This is a genomic window from Pareuzebyella sediminis (assembly GCF_008367235.1).
Lineage (GTDB): Bacteria > Bacteroidota > Bacteroidia > Flavobacteriales > Flavobacteriaceae > Pareuzebyella > Pareuzebyella sediminis.
The window spans coordinates 197,723-217,492 of record NZ_VTZS01000006.1 but is presented as its reverse complement, the minus strand read 5'-3'; the positions used below and the strand labels follow the sequence as shown (position 1 = coordinate 217,492).

Annotated in this window: 6 protein-coding genes; 1 reads left to right on the top strand and 5 read right to left on the bottom strand. The window is 43.6% G+C overall.

Annotated elements, in window-relative coordinates; all coding sequences use genetic code 11:
• Window positions 1–3: 3 nt before the first annotated feature.
• The 3 genes from F2B13_RS18775 to F2B13_RS18765 all read right to left on the bottom strand — a co-directional run bounded on the left by F2B13_RS18775 (window position 4) and on the right by F2B13_RS18765 (window position 16,765).
• Window positions 4–906, bottom strand: coding sequence for an ABC transporter ATP-binding protein (locus tag F2B13_RS18775; protein ID WP_149275212.1), 903 nt, complete (start codon window positions 904–906; stop codon window positions 4–6).
• A gap of 64 nt (window positions 907–970) precedes the next feature.
• Complete coding sequence (locus tag F2B13_RS18770) at window positions 971–4,090, bottom strand: PA14 domain-containing protein (RefSeq protein ID WP_149275213.1); 3,120 nt, start codon at window positions 4,088–4,090, stop codon at window positions 971–973.
• 204 nt (window positions 4,091–4,294) lie between these two features.
• Window positions 4,295–16,765, bottom strand: coding sequence for a T9SS type B sorting domain-containing protein (locus F2B13_RS18765; RefSeq protein ID WP_149304838.1), 12,471 nt, complete (start codon window positions 16,763–16,765; stop codon window positions 4,295–4,297).
• A gap of 263 nt (window positions 16,766–17,028) precedes the next feature.
• Here F2B13_RS18765 and F2B13_RS18760 point away from each other — a divergent pair, with 263 nt between their 5' ends.
• A complete protein-coding gene (locus F2B13_RS18760) occupies window positions 17,029–18,111 on the top strand; it encodes a hypothetical protein (RefSeq protein WP_149275215.1) in 1,083 nt (360 codons plus the stop codon).
• 57 nt (window positions 18,112–18,168) lie between these two features.
• On the opposite strand, the gene F2B13_RS18755 is transcribed toward F2B13_RS18760, so the two are convergent.
• Both F2B13_RS18755 and F2B13_RS18750 read right to left on the bottom strand, forming a co-directional pair.
• Window positions 18,169–19,227: a nucleoid-associated protein gene (locus F2B13_RS18755; protein WP_149275216.1), complete on the bottom strand. Its 1,059-nt coding sequence runs from the start codon at window positions 19,225–19,227 to the stop codon at window positions 18,169–18,171.
• A gap of 26 nt (window positions 19,228–19,253) precedes the next feature.
• Complete coding sequence (locus F2B13_RS18750) at window positions 19,254–19,748, bottom strand: IS1096 element passenger TnpR family protein (protein ID WP_149275217.1); 495 nt, start codon at window positions 19,746–19,748, stop codon at window positions 19,254–19,256.
• Between the last annotated feature and the right edge of the window lie 22 nt (window positions 19,749–19,770).

Here is a 19,770-nt window from a genome sequence, read left to right as displayed (position 1 = left end):
GATTTAGTGGGTTTGATTCTTGGTCAACGTTAAAAATTGCTTTTCCAAACTTTCCTTCCGTTTTACCAAATGGCTAAGTGTGATGCCTTGCGCAAAAAGTAGGGTGTTGAGTTCCGTGGCGTCCATTTCCTCATTTAGATAGGCTGTTAGAAGGCCGTTTTCTACAGTGATAGAGCCGAATTTTGGGTCGCTTTTTAAGAATTTTTTTAAGGATTCCATCTTTTCGGCCTTCAATTCAAAGTAACCGTAACTTGCCAGCATACCGTCGACTCTTCCGGAATACAATTTTTCACCTTTTCTTAAAATGATGACGTGGCTGCATACCTTTTCTACCTCGTCTAAAAGATGGGAGGCCAGAAGTATCGTTGTTCCTTGGGCAGCTACCTTTTTTATGATTTCCCGAATCTGATGAATGCCTTGGGGGTCAAGCCCATTGGTGGGTTCATCCAAAATTAGTATTTCAGGGTCGTTAAGCAGGGCAGAAGCGATGGCAAGACGTTGCTTCATACCTAAGGAATAGGTTTTGAATTTGCTATGTTTACGTTCTAGCAGACCGACCAGTTCCAATTTTTCATCGATCTTTTCGGGGGAAACCTCTTTTATCTTACAGACCAGTTTAAGGTTTTGTACTGCGGTCATATAGGGATAAAAGTTGGGCCGCTCTATAATGGCCCCCACTTTTTTGAGGGCATCATGAGTGGACGTATGTCCGTCAAACCAATGAAAACTACCTGAAGTTTTATTCACAACGTTGAGTACAATACCCAAGGTGGTGGATTTCCCACTTCCGTTGGGACCTAAAATACCATAAACGTTCCCTTTTTCAATGGAGAACGATAGATCCTTGACAGCAGTGAGGTAGCCAAATCTTTTGGTTAGATGGTCAACGGTTAAAATAGAGCTCAAAAAGGATGGTTTATAGATTACTATACCTACTTGACGAGAAATCGATCAAATTGTTACGGCAAAATCAATTTTTATTCACCCTGTAGGTAATTCTTCTATTCGTAATTATAGTGGCGGGGCTGACGTTCAGTAGGGCCGGGGTCGAGGTTATGCTCCCGCAGATAAAGGTATCACTGGTGATGATCACCCTGTAGCGGTTACCGTTCTTGTCAATCCCCGGTTGTATGATGTTAAGGGTGTTGGTGGTGGTGCCACTATATTCCGGCCCGTCTAAAATATCGGTAAAGGTTATTCCTCCATCGGTGCTTACCTGCCATTGGTGGGCGTCCCCATTATCGGTACTATCTAAGTTGGCAGTGGTGTTCACAAAAGTCCTGGTATCTGCCGGGGCTAGTGTTATGGTTGGAGTGGCACCTGCTTCTTGAAATTCGTAGGTGCCATTGCTATCGATATCCTCTGGTACGGTATAGGTTGCGGCGATTACGGTACCATTTGCGTTTACAGCGGGAACACCAGAACCATATACACCGTCGTCACCGCCATCCGCGTTGACGTTAGTATAGGCCTCGTTGGCATCGGAGCAGCTGTCGTCGTCGGCATCCAGATCCAAATGATCTGGAAATCCATCTGTATCTGATCCGCAGGATGCAGGAAATAAAATTGAAAATGGAATATCTTGTTTGACTATCGACGGTCCTTGATATTGAACAACGAGATTATCGCCTCCCGTGAATTCAAAAAAAAGGATTTCCAACCAGTGAAGACCAGGAGATAGCGCTATAGTACCAGATTCTTCAACAATGCCGTGCAGACCATCGTTGTCAACGACCAAATTGGCATCGATATACAGTTTTGACCCATCATCGGAATCAGTGTAAAAGGTGTATGAACCACCATTCTCGATTTCGATATAACCGGTATATCGCACCGAATATGTTTCACCATCACCCGGTGTATGTATCGCGGCCAGACCGGCAACGTTTACATTGTTTGCAGTTCCCGTGGCGTAAGATCCCGTCAGGGGAATATTATCCACGGTATTTCCTGTCGGCGTCAAATCGTAGAATTCATAATCGAGACCTCCGGCACATATATTTGCTTCAGCATCATCGTAGACACCATCATTGTCATCATCTAAATCGGCAATATCAATTACACCATCATTGTCATAATCATTATAGATAGTAAGCGAAACGGAGGGGTTATCCGTAGTGATGTTGTTATCTGTTTGGTCTTGGCTGTTACTTGCCGTGTTGGTTACAAAAAATGCGGGAACAATTGAATTGTTTGTATCTGCAATCGCCGCTATGGTCAGGGTTTCCAATTGACCGCTATTGAGCGTACCTACGTTCCAGTCGGGGGATGTCCAACTTCCTGCCGATGGTGTTGTGGATACTATAGAAAGTCTACTGGGCATTATATCGGTTATCGTCAAATTTGTAGTAGGATCTATCCCTAAATTTTCCACGGTGATAGTAAAGGTTACATTATCACCCTCATTTAAAGTGGAAACATTTGCCGTCTTGTTCACTACAATATCCGGATTACAATAGTAGACTGATATGGAATTGGAGTCATAACTACAAGGCCCCCTGGTAACCCTTAGATAATAGTCCCCTGCTGTGGCGGCAGTATATGATGCCGATGTTTCTCCTGGAATTAAAACACCATCTCCATACCATTGATAGGCATCAAATGTTTCTCCGCTGGCAATCTCTAAAATTGTTCCGGGCAAACAGTAATTTCCCGTAATTTGTAGATCGATATCTGGTAAAGTATCAAAACCTGAATAATAACCCGCGACACCTCGAGCCCCGTTGAAGCCAAAGAAACCAACAGCTATAGGCCCGGAGGATTGTACACTCACATTACCCGTAAGGCTAGGAAGATAAAAGGTTTTCCAGTCTGTCGTTCCCGTTATCGGTGAGGAAGCAGGTAGTGCAACCGTGCCATTTCCATCGGTCACCGTAATATTTGCATCTGGCGTGCTAGTAGCTGCAATAATGGTAACCCCACCAGTTATAGTCACGCCTGCGGCATCTGTTATACTTGGGATGTTATCCATCGTATCGGGTAAAAGACAATTTACCGGGGCTACAAAATTTAAACCTTGGGTATATGCTGCCGTAGAACCTCCCACACATTGATAGGCGTAAACATCTTTTGAAGTTTCTACATACATATTGGCACCCACGGAGTTGGAGGAATAATTACTGCTTGCAATCTCATAAAAATCACCTTCATTGAGTGTTGCTATCGATGTAGCGGAACCATTTACGAAAATCTGTGTATTGTTTTCAGTGGCAATAATTAATGGAAACTCGGTCCAACCATTGGAGTTGCCATTGCCCCTTACAAATACATATTCCTTACCTAGTCTGTTTTCTGGAACTGGTTGATCGATACCGGCATCCCTATTGCTGTTGCCAGCCTGTCTACCATAGTTTAACGACCCATTGCTGATCACAATAGCTTGATCCGATACAATTGAAGCACCTATCCATCCCCTTTCATGTGCCGGAGTTGGCGAATTGCCAATGTACGTCTCAAAGACAAAAGATTCGTTTTCATCTAAAGTAATGGTGTAAGAGTTATCAGTAATACCGGCTCTATTGTTACCCACACGAAATTCGCAGTTCGGGTCATAGCCAGAAAGGGTAATTGTCGTATTGTCTTGGGTCGCCATTATTCCTAAAGTATTCGATTTGGAGACATGGCTGCCTAAGTTGGGTACACCTCCCCATTTAAAATTGGTTCCCATTGCCACGCGTCCCTTAGTGGTTAAGGAAGCAGCTTGTGAACCGGACCTGCCGCGATAGTTTACATAAAATTTATTGCCGCCCGGTGCTTCGAATCGTAACCCACCATTGTTGAGTACTACCCCAGTATTCGAATTATCAACCAAAGTAATATTATTGTCACCGTTCGGAAGGTTATATACTGCCGGTGCCACATTGGAAATTGTAAAGGTAGCCAAAGAGGTTGTAGAGGTTCCTCGGTATACATTTACGGTAAAGGAGGAGGTCTCCGGCGTAGATAGATATACGGCTTGTTGTTGAATGGCACCGTTATTTTGACCCTGTTTTAATGGCGGTAAATAGTGAAGATCGCTTAGTTGACCATGTACCGATATTGAAAAGGAACATACCAAGATCAATAAAAAAAAATGCCTAAAAGAGAACATGGTAAGTTTTTAACTGTTCTGACACTACAAGGTAAAATAAATCAAAGGCTATGTCTTATTGAACTTTTTGTTGTGTATGCTTTGACTCAAGTTGTAAAACCGATATTTAAAGACTTTACTGTAGCTTTTTTCTGACCTGATGTTTATTCAACAATTACAAAGCACGAAACAAAATTGGTAAGATTTTACGCCTTTTCTCGGATTTTAACGGTATAAGGTAAAGTGACCCATGAACTCCCTATCATCGTCTTCCCCATTCAATTTGATGATATACCAATAATCACCACTTGGTAAATTCGATTCTTGATAAAGTCCGTTCCAACCTTCTTCATTGTCCTTAATGGTAAAGACCTGACGTCCATATCGATCAAATATCTTAATGAAAATATCGGGGAATTGTTCTATGTTTTTTGGTTTCCAAAAATCATTCTGTCCGTCCCCATTGGGCGTAAAGAAGTTCGGTATTTCAATATCGATGAACTCCATGTAGATGCTGGCCGTAGCTTCACATCCGTTTTCATCAACTACGCGAACTAGATACGTATCCGTTCTTTTGATATAGAAGGTATTAGTGTCACCGTTATCCAAATCATTGAAATAAAAGGTATAATTCTCTTTTCCTCCAGTGACCGTTGCCGTTATTTCGTTGAGGTTTGACTGTTCAACGGATAAGGTCAAGGGTTCGAAATTTTCAATTTCGAAGGTATACGTTCGTATGCAGCCGTTCGCATGCGAAATTGAAATAGTATGGGTACCGGGATTCAAGTCCCTAAAAAATGGATTGAGCTGCATGTTGTTTGGGTCGGTAGAATCTAAACCATAGAGTACTTCATCGGATATACTCGGGTCGTCCAAAACAATGTTTACATAGTTGTTAGGTAAATAGCCATTACACCCGTATACCGGCTCTACATACGCATCTAGACTTGCTCCTGATTCAATACTTACACTGACGTTTACTTCACAACCTTGGGCATCCCTTACATAGACAATGTAGTCCCCACCAGCCAAATCAGTTATATTTGTTCTACCTTGAACAAAATCGATTTCCTGCGACAAGCGGGTACTATATGGTGCAGTTCCGCCAGAAAGGGTTAATTCGATGGCGCCATTTTCTTCACCATCACAGATTTCCGGCAAACTTGTGGCCGATGCAGTCAATGGAGCGGGTTCGACCAAGGTATAGTCCAATTTGATAAAGCATCCATTCTGATCTTGAGCGATTACGGTATAACTACCGGGCTGCAATCCGTCGAAGGTGTTTTTGTGGTCAAATTTATTAAGATGGGGAGAAATGGCGTACTGATAGGGCCCTGTTCCGCCCGAGAGTTCAACAGAGATTGTTCCATCATTCGCGCCGGTACAAGTGATATCGGTATAATCCTGAGGATTTACTACTGATAATGGGCTTGGCTCATTGATGATCACCTCCTCGGGGACTACGGTACAATCATCACTGACCACATTTACATAATACGTGCCGGCCGGAAGATCGAAAAATTCTCCATCGGTCTGCTCGTACCCGACACCGTAATAATTATTGGTCATGGCCTGATCGGTGAACAATGCATACCTATAGGAACCTAGTCCGCCTGCGGCCTGAGCGTATATCGCTCCTGTATGATCTCCATTACAGTTCACTACAGAGGCTGATTTGTTAACTTCTAGCGTCATGTTTTCTATCGATGCGATTTCCACTTCGTTCGAAATAGTCGAAACGCAGTTGAACATATCCCTGACATAAAAATGGTATGTGCCCGCCCCAACATTTTGGAAAACGTGGGTGGTGGAACCATTCAATCCATTCATTGGGTTGAAGGTAATACCATCAATACTCCAAGAATATGGTGCTGTTCCCCCCTGTGCGCTCAATACTAAAATAGCATCCGTTTGGCATCCCAAAGATTGCTGCATACTAAGCTGTACACTCACTTCGGTAGGGTTGACAATCTCCCTAATTGGCGACTCAAAGGTACATCCCAAATCATCTTCAATGAAGATACTGTAGAATCCAGCTCCCAGGTCGTTAAAAGTAATTGATGTTTGGCCGGCAGAATTGCCAATTAGCGTGGTCCCGGTCATATCACTATAGTTTCTAAGGCGATACCGATAATTGCTACTGATATTTCTTGGACCTACCGAGATACTTATTGATGCATCGGTACCGTTCTCACATACCAACGCGGTTGTACTTACCGTTCCTGAAATCGGATCTGGTAGCAGTAGCTCAAATTCATTGGTAAACGTCCGTGAACACCCTAGGGCATCAGTTACCAAAATACTGTATTGACCAGCGGATAACGATGTGAATAAATGTGCATTCACACCATTTTCATTCCAGCTACTACCGATAGTAGTATTCGTCAGTTGAATATCATAGGGAGCTAGGCCTCCCAACGGTTTTATGGATGCGCTTCCGCGATCATTGCTGCAGCCCACTTCTGAAAGGGAAATGGCATCTAAGGTGAGAGGCGCAGCAGGAGTTGTAATGGTAAAGGAACGAACTTGCCCACATTCGGGGAAGGCATCTTGTAGAACCTCTACGATGTAATTTCCTCCTGGAAGTGCTATGCCGGGGGTGGTACCCACTGCGCTTAAGGTGCCTGAAGTGACGGCCGTACCGTCATCGGAACGATCGCTCGGGGTTCCGTTGGTGTTGAAAATTGACCAGCTAAAGCTTCCTGAATAAACGGGGTCTGTAACCGTAATGGTTATACTCCCATTATCACCATAACAGGCTACGTCGGAGATTTTATTCACTGATGCCCCAAAAGTATTCGGGTCTGATACGGTATGGTTTACCGTTATTTCACAATTTGTAGCAATATTCCGGACCGCAAAGGTATAATTTCCAGGTTGTAAATCTGTAAACTGGTTTGAAGCTTGATAGGCCCCGGAAGGCAGTTGTCTAAATTCGTAATTGCTCGGATGGGTGGTGAAACTTGTGACCGAACATGAAATATCCAAAGAAATATCTTCTCCTAAATTGCTGCAGGAGATGGCATCGTCAATATGTATGGTAGGGGTGCCCAAGGTATCATATGGTGGTACGTTCACCGTTCTTTCCCCTGAACAACCGTTCTCGTCGTATATCCTTATGATAATATCACCACCTGCTACATTGGTATAGGTATATCTATGGTTGGAGCCATTTTGTAATACATTACCGGTGCCCACCTCTATAAATTCATAACGGGTATAGCTATTGGTACCACCTGAAATGCTGCCGAGGTCGATTTCGATCAGGGCATTTTCCATGGTATTGCCCGAGGTACAGGCAAACGGTTCTGTAACATTGGCGTTGAATGTAATAGCGGCCGGCTCATTAATTTCAATCGGACCGCTGGTCACACTGCAATTATTGTATGCTGGATCTCCCGTTACCGTAACAATATAACCAGAGGGAGAAGTAGTGGGTGCCAGGCCTGTGAAAGTTGCCGAGATTCCCGTTGTGGAAGTAGGTAGAATGCTTGTCGCCGTACCATCCATAGATGTTATCATAAAGGTGTATGGAGCGGCATTCCCAGCGTTTGTTGCAATGGTGATACTTCCGTCAGTATTCCCGGAACAACTTACATCTTCCGTTAGAATAGCAGGGTCAATTACGGGTTCTATACGATCTTGAACAGTGACCGTGAATGTTCGGTTACAATTTGCGTTATCAGGTGTATTTGTGTCATAGATTGTAATGGTATAGTCACCGGGTAATGAAGTACTATAATCAAAAGTAAAACCTGGCACACTGGTTTTACTTATTGCGGGAGCCCCTGCCGTATTGGTGATACTATATTCATAGGCTGCAGAACCTTCTGTTATATCGATTGTTATTATTGCTTCGGGTGATAGGGTACAATCTATTACTTTAGAAAGTGAAGCACTGGCCGAAAGTGTCGGATACACGACGAAGCCAAGTTCAGAAGTTATACATCCGTTGCCATCAGTTACATAGAAATCATAGGTTCCGGGAGCAATATTGTTAAAGATACCGGCATTGTCGTTAAAAGTAGTCGGCGCAGGATCACCACTTGAGACCATAGCATACCTAAGATTGCCAATCGCTGACGAACCAGTTGCTGTTACTGTAATTGGCGCCGTACAATTGTCTTGCGTTACGGACAGCAAGGGGTTTGGTGTTAATGATAAGGTTACCGTATTCAGTATGACGGGACAATTATATTGATCATACAGCGTAACGGTGTAATCACCTGATGGAGAGTTGACAGGTATTTCAACCGGATTATCGGTGGTACCTGTCAGACTTGTAAAACCAGAAGGACCACTCACATCGTAACTATATGGATGGCCGCCTCCACCTGTAATTCCCGTAACAGTAATAAGTCCTGGAAGGTTACAGGATATATCTCTTGTCGCTGTTGCCGTTGCGGAGATTGGAGCCAATTCCTCCAAGAATACATTTTCACTAGCCGCTTTACAAGCTACTGTGATATTGTCTGCCTGTATTTGGGTTACCTCTATGTAGTATTCCCCTTCTCCCAAGGGAACCGAAGTGGAAACCAAGCTGCTAAAAGGAACGTTGCCACCACTCGTTTCAATTGGAGTAGTATTTCCTAATTCATAGATTTCCCATCTAAAATTTGGATAACTTGTATCCGGTGTGATGGTAAAGGTTATTGCCCCGGTGGTTGTACCAAAACAAGTAGGGGTGACATCCGGAGTTATTTCTATTGGTAGATTGACCAAGGGTATTTCGTTTATATCGACACTACTTTGTCGAATACAACCTGATCCATCCCTTACATAGAATACGTAGGTTCTTCCGGGGATAAGAAGAGGAACTTCTGGATACTGAGGAGTAGTTGGGTCTATATTGGCAAAAGTATGTGAGGTACCGCTAGGTAAAGCTGGTGTCCATACGTTTGGATCCGTGATAAATGTAGTGAAATTAGCAGGATCATCGGTATAGGTGTACTCATACCCTGGTATAGGATTTCCCTCACTACCTTCCACTGTAACCTGAAGGTCGTTGCACCCGATAACTATCGCCGATAATGTTATGTCCAGATCATCGAGTGGAAATGGAATGATATACCTGTCAAAATCTTTTTGACAAAAGACCCCCGGAGATACCTCTACCCGTATCGATGGGAAAACCTCTGTTCCTGAAAAAGTCGGATAGGACACAGAGCCCCTTAACTCAGCGGATGTTTGCCAAGTGGCCCCCCCATCATTACTGTATTCCACTGTTCCTGATGGACTGATCACATTTTGAAATTCAAATCCAAAATCACTTTCAATTGTACTTGTACATGCTGCGGGCAGTATCGGTACTATATCCGCTGTTATTTCTATTGCATTAGCTATGGTAAGGGAGGATGAGGTTGTACAACCATTCGTATCCGTTATTGTAATTTCGTAATTACCTGCCCCAATGCCATTGAAAGCTAAGGTGGCAATGGAAACGTTGGTGTTACTTCTACCATAGTCTATACCATCTGCCGCAGATAAATCCGTTAGTGTATATGTGAATGGGGCTTTTCCTCCTCCTACAGTTACATCTATTTGACCTAAACCACCAAAACACTCGGGGTCTGTGGGTGTTGCTGATAGGGATAAAGGTGTTGAAGGAGTTAAAATAATATCTTCTTGTAGGAAATTGCATAGTGATGGAGAGCCGCTATTGTCCTCCACATATACATCATACCCGGCCGGGTTAGCCGTTGCCATGGCATCAGTAACCGTTAAAGTACTTGTAGCACTGAAAAAACCTGTTGGAACTGTATTCGCTGGAACGATGGCGTAACGTAATGTGCCGTTTCCCCCTGTGGCATTTACGGTAATAGAACCATCTCCACACGAGCTTATTTCCTCAGTGACTACGTCTACGACCAGAGGGGGGTGTATTTCGATGGTTTGCAAATTCGATACGGTAGGACAGCCTAATCGGTCCCTTACTTCAATGGCATAACTACCTTCCGATAAACCGTTAAATGTATGTGTGGCTTCCGTGGCCGGAGTGGGGGTTACCCATACACCTCCATTGATTCTAAATTGGTATCCGCCATTTCCTGCGGTGACATTTACCGTAATTTCAGCGTTATTTTGACCATCGTAACAGTCCGTAGCCGAAAGGTCGAAAATAATGGTTTCTGTTGGTGCAATAGTGACCGGATTGGTGGTCACCGTGCTACAGCCATTTTGATCACGTACTCGTACTACATAATCACCATCAGCAATATTGGTAAAACGGGCATTGATCTGATAGTGGGAAATGATTTGGCCCAAGGTATTTTCCAATTGGTACTCATACGCCGGATTTCCTCCCGTCGCCGAAGCTTCTAAGGTGCCTCCGGTGTTGAAACAGGTATAATCTTCCACTTGTGCCAACTGGGGCACTAGGGGTGATGGGTCGTTCAAGGTTGCGTTAAAATCACTAGTACATGAGGTTTCGGCTACCTTACGTACTTGTAACGTATAGTTCCCACTGGTCAAATTGGCTGCCGTAGTCACTGGTGAGACCAAGGATGTGGTCCATGAGGCACCACCATCCATGGAATATTCGAAACCTGTAGTGGCATCAAAATTCGATACGGCAAAGCGAACGGCTCCATCGGAACCACCATTACATTTTGGGTCAATCGTGCTCAATAGGGTAGCTTCAAAAGCTTGTCCACCTTCCACAACCACAACAATATCCGTAGTTTTTTCACAAATTTTAGGTGGTTGGCTAGCCTGAATGTCATCTAAAATCAATTCATTGCCATCATCACTGGGTTGGTTGCTTCGCAATACAATATCCACCGTAGTATTGACACCTGGATTAAAGGTCACCGATCGGTTATGCCAATCATCCGCATTGGTGTTTTTTGGTATTTCAGGTAGCGTCATACTGTCGATAACGTTGCCCCCAGCATCCAATAATTCAACCTGAATTTCTGGGTTATTGCCTGCAGAACCGGTCTGCCTTAGGTTGTAGGCCCAAAATGAGATGTCAATATCCCTGTTCGGCAATACCTCTAAAGCCCTTCTCGCCCATATGATGCTATTACTGCCCACCAGATTGTTGCTGGGGTGGATGGACAGGAATCGTCCGTCGGTCAATGAAGTATGGTCATTAGGGTTTCTATAAGCTGGAATGGGGTTGGTCACAAAATGGGTCACAGAGTACTCGCCGTCTACCAATATCCCTGCCGGACCTAAATTACAGGCCGTGGCACTACCATCCTGTGGCTCATAGCAATAACCTGGGCCTACTTCCCCAATTTGTGTATTAGGTCCTGAACCAAAATCCTCAAAGAACAATGTGCTTTGATCCGGTGCCACAGCAGTGACGTAAGTTACCGTTACCGTGTTGGTGCCAGCGAGTATATTGGCAAATGTATTGTTGTCCGAAGGGCTATTCAACGTACTATTTAGACTATAGCTAAAATCAAAATCCGTTGTATTGGAGGGGGTAATAGTAATAGTGCCTTCTCCCAGACAATCGTAATCTACCGCCTGCGCAAATGTTGGATCTGTCACAGGATTTGGAACGATAATTTCCATGGGGTAGGTACAACCAATGGCATCACGTACGGCTAATTGATAGGTTCCCGGTAATAGGCGTTGGTTGTCTATGGCACTAAAGGAGCTACCACCGTCAAAACTAAATTCGTAGGGAAATTGACCTCCGTTCGGATTCAATATTTTTACCAAAGCCCCACTAGGGTCGCATGAAGCATCTTCCAATATAGAGGGTGACGCGGTCAATCTAAAAGGTTGGTCTATCTCATAGTTTATGGTCGCGGTACAGGCATTACTTCCATTTCCACTGTAATCCATCACCGTAATCTCATAAAAACCGGAAGGCAGGTTTAAAAACCTGTTGGTATTTTGAAAAGTGGTTCCGCCATCTAAACTGTATTGATAGGGCGCGGTGCCTCCGGTAACATTCACCGTTAAGGTAGAAGTAGCCGAATCCGCACAGGTAATCTGGGTATGGGATGCATTTATCGACGGACTACCTAAATCTTGAATCCGTACGGTATTGGAAATGTTGTAGCAGCCATTACTATCCATCACGATAAAGGTATAGTCACCATCTTCGTTGGGATAGTAGCTACTGGGATTGCCACGATGTCCGAAAAGAAAGCTGTTCGTGGTTTGTACCGCGGCCAGGGGAATGTTCGACGGGTCACTATATAGAGGTATACCATCTTTACTCCAAATGGCCATTGAATAACTCGAATTGGGCTGACCTCCTCCAGGAGTAAGAGTTATTACTCCAGGGTTGCAGGTAATATGATCCGCAACCGAGGCTGTTAACGTCAATTCCGGGATTTCATCAACAGTAATATTTTGCGTGTCAAAACAGCCGTCATCGGTACGTGTAGTGACCAAATAGTTGCCGGGCGCTACACCGCTAAAGGTGTGGGTATTGTCATTGCGTGCCGGAGCCGTAGAGATAAGGCTTCCTTGGCCTCCATTACTACCATCGTCCCGACGAAGTTCGTAGCTGTATATCGGGGTAACATTCAAGGCTTGGATCTCTATAGACCCTAGGGTGCTGCAATTTGCTGGCGCTGTCGCCAAATTCACCTGGAAATTACGTTCCAAGATACCTATATCTTCAGTTTCAAAAATACAACTGCCCAATATGGGAGTGCCATTTGCCGGGTCTAATTGGGTGACCTGCACTTTATAGACCCCACTATTTGAAATATCAAAATTCGGCCCATTATTAGCGGAGAACGGAACTATGATCGTGTCGGTATTAACGTCAATCAATTGAAAGCCATAACCTGAACCAACATTTGTGACTGTTATATGCCCCGGGGTACTACAAAGAATGTCGGTGGCATTATGGTCCAAAACCAAATTGTTTTTAAAGACCTTAAAGTGAAATCTACTAAAACAGCCATTCTGGTAATTAATAACCACGCGGTACTCACCACTATCGGAAAGGGTAAAGTTGTCGCTACTTCCTACAGTATTCCATAAACAAGTACCATTTTTAGTAGCGCAATCTTCACCGGCATCGGAACAGCTATTTTCATCCAGTTTTTGCCAAGTAATACTCTGTGCATCGGTGATGCCCAATTGAATTGTAGCTGTATCGTTCGCTCCACACAAGAATAGTTTTGGCATTGCGTCCCCATCGACCGTACATGTCGCGATTTCGCCCTGCATGTCATTATCGGGATTATTGTCGGCATTTACCTGGTTGAAATAGTCGATAATGGGGTTGGTCTGGGTTTCTCCGAACCGTTCTACTTTAACACGTTCCATTCTATCGGGGCAACTGCCATCCGATGATTTTTGTACAATATAGTCTCCAATAGTAGTGACCAATAAAGTACTTGGGTCATTGTCGGGGTTACCATCGTTTAAGGGGCTTTCACCACTATCTACTACTCCGTTTCCGTTGGTGTCGAATACCCAGTTGTAGCTACTATAGCCCTGCCCGGCCATTAAAATGACACTGGCTCCACAAAGTTGTACGGTTCTAGATTCTTCACAATTCTCCAAGTCATTGAAAATAGAGTTTAAGGCTATTTCCGGCGTACTGGCACAGGCGGATATAGGTCCGTTGCCCGGTTCATCTGAAAAAGTGTTGCTGTTAAGTGTTCCTTGATAAGTCAAATACGCTCTGTTCTCTAGTTGGGAGGAACAGGCGGCTACAAATTCCGAGCAGTTTCCGGCAATGGTCACTGTTATTCTTATACTGTACTGAGGATCGCCCACCTGTACCAAGCTGTTCGGGATATCAAAATTCAAGGTGTTCGTTGTTATATCGTGGGCATAGGTCGTCCCTGTGGCATTAGAGGTATCCACGTTGTCCAAGGTTACATTTTGGGGTAGCAAATTCATTATGGATACGTTCTGAGCATGATCATCTCCTGTATTTTGAAAACGCAATACATACTGTATCGTTTGGCCAAGGCTTACGTCTTGTCCATTAATATCCGTGCCGCCTAAATTTTCGGTCGTATTACCAAGAAGTATCTCGGGGGCATATACCCTAATATAGGAAGCGGCGTTTACCTTACCATCATTGGCATTCACGGCAGGAATTCCCGCACCATAAAATCCATCATCGCCACCATCGGCATTATTGTCTTTATAAAACTCATTGGCATCGGAACAACCGTCGCCGTCACTATCCAAATCCAATTGATCGGGGAAGCCATCATTATCCGTGTCACATCCAGCAGTTAATAGTATGCCGCTCATATTTGTGGGGCCGACAACATTTTGGTTTACCGTAATGGTATTGTTTCCTGAAGTATTCCAAGTTATGGAGTTGGGAGGAGTTGTCAATATCATGGGTTCCAATTGCCCGTTTGAGGTACGCGCCCCAAAAAGTTCAAACTGCCCAGCTTCGTTTATTACGACCCTTAATAGAGGACTTCCATGGGACCCCGTAAGGGTATAGATCTGTGGAATGCCATCTTGACCATATCTTGTACCATCTAAAAATTCGGCAAAATTACCTGTAGCTCCTGGCTGAAATTGCACTTCACCCGCTACGTCGTTGCCATTGAACTGGAGGTTGAAGGAATTGTCCATACTAAAAAGGTCAAGAACCAAATAGTTGTCAACACTGGCCAAGTCGCTGTTAAATGGGTTGCCACCAGAAATAGTAAAGGACAGATTGTTGCACTCCTCCGTGTCATAGATACCATCATTATCATCATCTAAATCGGTTACATCACGAATGCCATCGTTATCAAAATCGTTATGGACCACAATTCTTGCAGATGGATTATCGGGTGTGGTATTGCTATCCGTTTGGTCTTGGGAGTTGATTGCCGTGTTGGTGAGGCTTAAAAGGGGTAATGTATCAATTTCATCGGCACTCACTTCTAGCTCCAGAAGTGCAGTTTCCCCGCCATTTAATGTACCTATGTTCCAGGTGGTGCCGCTCCATGTTCCCGTAATGGTATAAGAAGATTCCAAGGTAAGCCCTGCAGGAATGTTATCCGTAATCTGTAGATTGGTCAGAGGCCCCACCCCTAGGTTTCTTACGCGAATGGTAAAGGTGGCCGTTTCGCCTTCCATGATTTCAGGGTTGTCTACCGTTTTATTAATGATCACATCAGGATCACAATAAAGGGCTTGTATAGATTGACTATCATAGGTACAAGGTCCTTTGGTGCCGCGAACAAAGTAATCACCGGCTACGGTCGGTGCAAAACTGGGACCATTGGCACCAGGTACGGGTTGCCCATCGAAATACCATTGGTAGGCGTCAAAATTGCCCGTTGCCTCATAGATTTCAGAGCCTACAAAACATCCCTTACCACCCCTGATTTCAAGGGTGACTTCAGGAACGGTATCAAACCCTGAAAAATAACCTGCAACACCCCGCGCTCCATTGTAACCGAAAAATCCTATGGCCATGGGACCTGTGGACTGTACGCTTACATTTCCGGTTAGATTCGGAATGAAAAATGTTTTCCAATCACTAGAACCGGCAACCGGAACATGGGCAGGTAGGGCAACGGGGCCATTGCCATCAGTAACCTGTATATTGGCATCAGGAGTGTTCACGGCCGCAATTATCGTCATTCCGCCCGTTACCAGCTGGCCTGCCATATTTCTAATATCCGGAATATTGTCCATGACATCGGGCAACAAACAATTGACCGGTGCTACAAAGTTGAGTCCCTGTGTATATACTTGACTGGCACCCGCCATACATTGGTAGGCATACACATCTTTTGACGTCTGTACGAACATGTTGGCACCCACCGAATTGGAAGAATAAAAGCTGCTGGGTATCTCAAAATAATCACCCGCGTTCAAGGTGGCGATCGGGGTGGTCGAACCGTTTACAAATATTTGAGTGTTGTCGGCAATAGCAATCAAGAGCGGAAACTCTGTCCAGCCATTCGTATTACCATTACCGCGAACAAAGACATATTCCTTGCCCAATCTGTTTTCTGGTACGGGTTGGTCGATACCTGCATCCCTGTTGCTATTGTTTTCCTGTCGACCAAAGTTCATGGAACCGTTGCTGATAACAATATCTTTATCTGAAACTATAGCTGCTCCTATCCAACCATCACGATTTGCGGCAGTGGGGTTATTGCCCCTGTAATTTTCGTACACAAATGATTCGTTCGCGTTCAACGTAACCGTATGGGTATTAGCGGTGATACCCACAATGTTGCCTCCCACTCGAAATACACAATTTGGGTCATAGCCAGATAGGGTAATCGTTGTATTATCCTCAGTGGCCATGATGCCTAACGTATTGGATTTTGATACATGTGCCCCTAAATTGGGAACGCCTCCCCATCGAAACCTTCTTCCCATAGCCACCCGACCTTTTGAGGTCAGGGAGGCAGCTTGCGCCGATGAATACCCGCGGTAGTTAACATAAAATTTATTGCCACTGGGCGATTCAAAGCGCAATCCACTGTTGTTCAATACGACACCAGTATGGTTGTTATCTACTAGGGTGATGTTGTTGTCCCCATTTGGCAAGGAATATACTGCCGGACTATTGTTAGAAATGTTGAAGGTAGCCTCGGGGGTTAGACTTGTTCCTCGATAGGCATTGACCACAAAAGTGGTAGGCTCGGGAGTAGAAAGATATACCGCTTGCTGTTGGATCGCTTGATTATTTCGTCCTTGTTTTAAAGGAGGCAAATAGTGCAGATTGCTTAACTGCGCATTAACGGAGATGCCAAAGCCAATACCTAGTAATAAAAATAGTATTTTACGGTTCATTCGGTACATTTTTGGGACATGCTATGTAGCACTGTTGCAAAGGAAGAATAACTAGACTGCGGTTACAAGAATATGTTGTCAAACGCATTTATAATGTTGGAAAAACAGCAGGACGGTTAAACTTACCGATAAAGCCGGTTGTTAATCCTTATGCGTACCTTTACAAAATGAAGCGTGGAATTTTTATTTATATAGGTGGAAGCGACCATATTCCAACTGTTTTCAATCTCTAAAAGCATATTTTATTTTAAAACACAGCTATTATGTCAGGTGAAAAAATGATGTCGAAAAAGAAGCCGGCCTACCCTGTCAACGAAAAGCTTGACGAATATTTGCAGCATTATAACCGCAAAATTGAAATCCCTATATTTTATGAGGATTTACTTCGATTTTCCGGCTCTGTTGTGGTTTATGATGCCAATGATGAAGACACACTTTGGATTAGGGTCTACTACTCCGAATTTGATCGTCAAGAAATAGACAATAGCTTAAAAAAAGTGTACTCTATATTGCATTCAGACGGTAGCAATAATATACATCAGTACTTGAATGTCGATGCGGTGGATTTTTGCACTTTTGGAAATTCGAAACCTTTCCGTATTAAAATCAGGAACATTCTCAATGATAATTTCACGTATTTCTATATCAAGAAAACCGATGCTTCCCGTATTTACGGCCTTGAGCTTGAGCATATGCTCTCTCCGTACAACCTGAACTTTTTGGTGTACAAAGATACCCTGATCGAAGAGCATGTGGCCGGTATACCGGGCGATGTGTTTATAAAGGATATGTTGCCGAATTGTACGGAATCTGAAAAGGCGCAGTTGGCAAAAGAGTTTGTAAAATTCAATGAGCGTTGCATGATACGACTTTTGGGCGATATGCGCTCATACAATTACGTCATCGTACCTGTTCACGATTTTGACCACGTGGTATATCGCATACGGGCTATCGATTTTGACCAGCAATGTTATGAAGGAAAGCTGAAGATTTACCGCCCCCAATTTTTTAAAGAGAATTTTCAAATGGTCGAATTGGTGCGACATAAATTATTGCGAAACTCGGTAGACCAATATAAATTGGAAGAACGCTCATTTGTAGCCAAGCGGATTCTAAGTTCGGGAAATCGGATCAAAAAGTTGAGGGCCATCGCAAAAGATGACACCATCTCTTCCCCTGAAAATATTGAACTATTACGAGAGCAGATTTATGAGCTTACCATGGACCCAAACTTTAAAAAATGCCACACCATGGGGCAGGTACTTGATTTGGCCCTTAATTTTGTGCGTCGAAATTATGAAGACGTAAGCATGAAGCAAATTATCGAACAAAGAATAAAGATTTAGTGTTTCGGTGTTTGAAAGGAAACACTAAAAAGTTAAGATAGGCTTGACTTGATCCTATCAGCTCTTCTCTTCCTTATTAAAGTACACGAGATAGTAATACATCTGACGTTCTTCGTCCCAACCCTTTTCAACAAATTTTTGTGCTGATTCCGGATTGATAAAGTCCATTTTGATCTGTATGTGCGTATCGAGGTTGATTACGTTCTTTATCTTTTTACGTGCGTCTGAAACCGCTTTGTTCGCGATATTGAAATTTGATACATCTTCAATACTGTACTTAGGACCTTTTTCGACTTTGTAGTGTTTGAATTCTGGGATGAATTCAGGATTTTCCATTACCTCGTTCAAAAAACTGGTCTCTTCGAAAGCATCATTTTTAGCGAAGTGATTTACCGCACGGTTCATGAAAAGTACCTCTTGTTGTTTGTCTTCGGCAGGTAAGACGACGTCTTTGGCGAAGTTCTGGCAGAATTTTAGGTAGTTTTTAGTATAAAAGTTCTCGTCGGTCAGGGCGGTAACGCCCAAAAAGTTTTCAAGCCAGTACTTCGTGTCGTACCGATTGCTGTCTACGGAAAGCACTTTATATCCTTCCTCTTTATGGGTGTTGAATAGTAAGCAACCTTTATCAAGTTTATTGATATTGATGCCCTGTTGGATAATGATATCGAGATTGCTACCCCTTTCCTCGAATTGGAGGAAATCATGTTTTAGCTCGCTTTTAAAGATGCCTACCGCATCGATTTTTTCGTTGTCAAGAAGAACCCCTGTCAAATAGGCTACATAAACCTCACCGCTTTTGATGTGAGGGTGGTTCGATTGCTCGAATAGATGTGTGGCCAGTTTTTTTGAGCATTCATGGGCCCTGTCGGAATCGGAAAAAATTTCGGTAACATATTTATATACCTCGTTGAATTCAATATCGACCTCGTGGGACAAATGATAATAGTTCTCTTCCTTTTCCCGAAATGGTTTGAAAAAGTACTCCTTTAGAAGTCCCGTGGTCTCATCATTAAGGCCAAATGGTTCAGCCGAGAGAAAAATTCCTTCATTTTTATTTTTATTCCCCACGCGGTGCAAGGAAATACTTTCGATTTGGGCAGGGTATAGGTTAATCATAAATCATAGTGCGTTTCAATTGCCGATCAGTTCCAGTTTTCGTCGAAATCAAGATCGTCATAGTTTTCGAAGGTATCGTCAAAATCGAATTTTGTCTCCGATTTGAAAGTTTTTTCCGGGGGTGTCTCCGGTAATTCACCAAAGCTGAAAAGTAGGTTGGGGTATGCTATTCCCGCTTCATTCTCTACGATATCAGCCAGTTCGACAAAGAAGGTCCACATACTCAAAAAGTCATAGACGTAGATGAGTTTTGGGTGATCTTCGTTCATTACCTCCTCTAAAAAGGTTTCATTCATCAAGCGTACGTCCGAACCATTTTCGCTCATGTCGAAAAGGGCTATTTCTTCGTCTTGGTTCCATTCGTCATCACAGGTATAGAACGATGCCATTTCATTCCCCAAAAAACCGAAAGACTGTGAAATCACATTATGAAACTCTTCTAGGGAACTGCTTGCATCGATTTCGATATCTCGAAAAATATCCTCTTGGGCGTCCAAGATAATCCTTATTTTATAGATCATGGCCGTTACTTTTGAGCGAATG